At 57.3% G+C, this 3,155-nt stretch carries 3 protein-coding genes; all 3 read left to right on the top strand.

Annotation, left to right across the window (positions count from 1 at the left end; genetic code table 11):
• Positions 1–255: 255 nt before the first annotated feature.
• The 3 genes from PF446_RS08610 to PF446_RS08600 all read left to right on the top strand — a co-directional run bounded on the left by PF446_RS08610 (position 256) and on the right by PF446_RS08600 (position 3,107).
• Positions 256–1,782, top strand: a complete 1,527-nt coding sequence (locus tag PF446_RS08610) for an MFS transporter (RefSeq protein WP_298071024.1) — start codon at positions 256–258, stop codon at positions 1,780–1,782.
• A 402-nt stretch (positions 1,783–2,184) separates the two neighbouring features.
• A complete protein-coding gene (locus PF446_RS08605; RefSeq protein ID WP_298071023.1) occupies positions 2,185–2,586 on the top strand; it encodes a cytochrome c in 402 nt (133 codons plus the stop codon).
• Between the two features lie 23 nt (positions 2,587–2,609).
• Positions 2,610–3,107, top strand: coding sequence for a hypothetical protein (locus PF446_RS08600; RefSeq protein ID WP_298071022.1), 498 nt, complete (start codon positions 2,610–2,612; stop codon positions 3,105–3,107).
• Positions 3,108–3,155: the final 48 nt, after the last annotated feature.

The following is a 3,155-nucleotide window of genomic DNA, read 5'->3' as shown; positions in this document are numbered from 1 at the left end:
GCCGTGGCGCTGCAGGCCCGCGAGGAAGCGCACTGCGATGCCTTCGAGGACGAAGCGCTGGGAAGCATGCTCGAGGAGTGCATGTGGTCGCCCGGATATCGTCGCTACACGCGCAATGCCCCGGGAGGGTGATCACGGCACCACGTCCAGGGTCTTGCAGACAACGCCTTCATGCAGGAGCTGTTCATGGCCGTGGCGTTTGCGAAAACGCGTTCGGGCATGCAGTCCAGGGGATCCCAAGGGAGATGCGTAACCATGACCAGTAACTGGTTTGCGCCACGTATCGAAGCGTCACTGGAGTCTTTGGCAGGCGGCCGTGCCCGTCTGAAGATCATCGTACTGCTGGCCGGCGTGCTGGCACTCAATTCAGCCGACATGGCGACCATCGGCGCCGTTGCCATGCAGCTCAAGCACGCACTGCACGTGAACGATGTGCAGATCGGATTGCTGGTTACCGTATCCACGGCCATCGGCGCCGTGGTCACCTTGCCCTTTGGGGTGCTGACCGATCGCGTCAACCGAAGCCGCATACTGGTAGCCGCCATGACGGTGTGGTCCTTGGCCCTGCTGCTCAGTGGATTCTCCACTTCCTACACCATGCTGCTCTTGAGCCGGTTGCTGCTGGGTGCCATTGTTTCAGCAGCCACGCCGATCGTGGTTTCGCTGACCGGGGATTTTTTTGCGGCTGCCGAACGCGGGCGCATTTTCGGGTACATCCTTGCCGGTGAATTACTGGGCGTGGCGGTGGGTTTCCTGCTGTCAGGCAACATTGCAGCTCTTCTTTCCTGGCGCGCGGCCTTCTGGCTGCTGGCCCTCATCGGCCTGGTATTGAGTGCCGTGATCTGGCGCTACCTCCCGGAGCCGGAACGCGGTGGCCAGAGCATCATGCCCCGGGGCGCTGACGACGAACCGGTTCCATCAAGCGCGCAATCGGGCACCGAGTCGGAACATTCGGGCGAGCGACCGGACATACCCGAAAGCGGATCCATCGAGGCCCTGATCTCCGCAGACAACATCCAGCCGCACGAGGCGCAGGCATTGTCCGAGGATGCCGGGAGCATGAGCCTGTGGCAGGCCGTGCGCTATGTTTTGTCCATACGTACATTTCGCAGCCTGGTCATCGCGTCAGGGCTTGGCTACTTCTATTTCACTGGTTTGCGTACCTTTGCGCTGCTGTACATGCGCGAAACGTTCGGCCTTGGTCAGGCCCTGTCCAGCACGATTTCCGTGCTCATCGGGTCCGGTGCCATCGTGGGTGTCTTGCTGGCTGGCCGCATCGGCGACCGTTTGATCCATCACGGATTGTTGACAGGACGTATCCATGTGGGCGCCTGGGCGTACCTGATTGCTGCGGGCGCCCTGCTGGCCGGCCTTCTGGGTACATCGCTGTATATCACCGGCCCGCTCTTTTTCATGGCGGCGATGGGCGTTGGCGGTGCCAACCCCAGCGTGGATGCCGCGAGACTGGATGTCATCCATTCCAGCTTGTGGGGGCGCGCAGAAGGTGTGCGGGCTTCACTGCGTTATGCACTCAGTGCCGTGGCGGCACCGTTGTTCGGCTTTCTCTCGTCCCAGTTCGGGCACGCGCATTCGCTTACGGTATCCACCGGTAACGGAGCCGGTCTTCGTGCCGCGATGCTGATCCTGCTGGTCACGCTGGTCGCCGCGGGCCTGGTGCTGCTGCTTCAGGGAAGGAAAACCTATCCCCGCGACGTGGCCACTGCCATCGTCTCGGAACGCGCCACGCGCAACACGTCGAGCCATAAACATGCCAAAACGTGATCAGAGCGTCCAGTTTGCCGTGCAGACTGTTGCCAATCCCAAGCGCGGTATGACCAGGACAAGCCATTCCAGACCAGGACGGCGCTTATGGGTGGCGCATTGCGTGTATCCAATGTCCTGAACTGAAAAAAGGATGTGTACCGGGTGCTTGAACTCGGTGCACTTTTTGATGTCCAAATAACCATTGGTTATAATGATGCCCTCGTATCCGGCCACACCTATTCAAGCGATCCATAGCACAAATGGATAGCCGATTATTTCATTTGGAACATGCATGGATTCATCGCACGGCGAGGATTCACAGGTTGTTCATCAATACAAATGAAATGCTCCCGTCGAAGGAGCCAACCAATGGATCGTGCGGGGTTGCTCGGGGTCTCACATCACGCACGGAGGTCGCTTATGCACAGTCATTCAGTTTTATTCGATGCATCAGAATTCGGTATGCCTATCAGAAACATTCTGGCTGGCATCACACTTCTCTTGATCTGCGCCACGGTCAGCTGGCCGGCGCATGCGTCATCGCCCAGTGTTTCCACTGGCAAGGCCATATCCGGGATGTGCGCGGCCTGTCATGGCAGCGATGGCATGGCCACGGTTTCCTCCTATCCCAATCTTGCAGGCCAGAATTACAAGTACCTGCTGAACCAACTCAAGGCCTTCAAGAATGACAAGAGACATAATCCGATCATGCACAGCCATGCGGCCGCCTTGTCGCAGAAGAAAATGCGTGATCTAGCTGCATATTTCGCGAGCCTGGAGCCGGGAAACTGTAGTGTTTCCAAGAGCAAGTCAAAAGGGTAATCCTATTTTCAGGAGTATTTTGCATGAAACCATTGACTGAATTGAGGCCAGAACTGAAGGCGCTGAATACGGCGGCACTTCTGTATGCACTGCTCGGGATACTTATGGCGCTCAGTTACATTGATGTCAGTCATTCGGGCACTTCCGGTTATATGGTCACACCGCATGACATCGCGCACGCCTACTACGGGCCCGGTATGAGCGATGCGACACTGATCGGCTTGGCGCACATTCATTTGTTGGCGTTGCTGCCTATCTTCTGGATCATTGGCTTCATTTTTGTGCACTCAAGAATCTCGACAAAATGGCGCATTTTCTGGTGCGTGCTTCCGTTCGTCATGTTTCCCATCGATGTCGCGGGATGGTTTTTGACGCATCACATCGAGGGTTTCGTCTATCAGACGATCATTGGGGGCTTCCTGTTCATCCTTTCGCTGGTGGTGATGATCTTCGTCAGTCTGTACGAAATGTGGGTTGTCCCGTTCAAAAGAAATCGCCAGAAGAAAGCCTCTGCCGGCTGACCTTTTTTCCCCTGCGGTAGCCCTTGGGTCCGCATGCTGGGCTGTATG

The organism is Oleiagrimonas sp. (assembly GCF_027858935.1).
Lineage (GTDB): Bacteria > Pseudomonadota > Gammaproteobacteria > Xanthomonadales > Rhodanobacteraceae > Oleiagrimonas.
The sequence above is the reverse complement of the archived record's forward strand: the minus strand, read 5'-3'. Positions and strand labels throughout refer to the sequence as shown.

Bases quoted from the DNA above. Each gene is read 5' to 3' on its own strand.
- PF446_RS08605 (WP_298071023.1), top strand. From the start codon at position 2,185: ATGCACAGTCATTCAGTTTTATTCGATGCATCAGAATTCGGTATGCCT.
- PF446_RS08610 (WP_298071024.1), top strand. From the start codon at position 256: ATGACCAGTAACTGGTTTGCGCCACGTATCGAAGCGTCACTGGAGTCT.
- PF446_RS08600 (WP_298071022.1), top strand. From the start codon at position 2,610: ATGAAACCATTGACTGAATTGAGGCCAGAACTGAAGGCGCTGAATACG.